Genomic DNA, 255 nt, shown 5'->3' with positions numbered 1-255 from the left:
CCACCGCCTGCAATGCCATCAGGCCGCCTTCGACGAGCCGCTCGCCGAACGGCAGCGATTTGAGGAAGGCGAACAGCGACTCGCCGGCGCTTGCGCGTTTCGCTCGTGCTGGGTGATCGGAAGGAGTCATCGGCGGGCGAGGTAGCAAAGGCTGGTGAAAACGAAAGGTACGCGAGCTGCGAAAGCCCGCCCGTATTCTAGCTTTCGCTACGACGCAGCCGGCGATAACGGTTCATCAGCGGCGTCGCCGACACG

General features: G+C 63.9%; 1 pseudogene. It reads right to left on the bottom strand.

The features are described 5' to 3' along the window. Positions 1 to 130 (bottom strand): annotated as a pseudogene (locus tag SB753_RS39190) (FUSC family protein); the annotation flags it as partial. Positions 131 to 255: the final 125 nt, after the last annotated feature.

The organism is Paraburkholderia sp. SIMBA_053 (assembly GCF_046534895.1).
Lineage (GTDB): Bacteria > Pseudomonadota > Gammaproteobacteria > Burkholderiales > Burkholderiaceae > Paraburkholderia > Paraburkholderia caledonica.
Note: the sequence above shows the minus strand (reverse complement) of the source record. Positions and strands in the feature narration are given on the sequence as shown.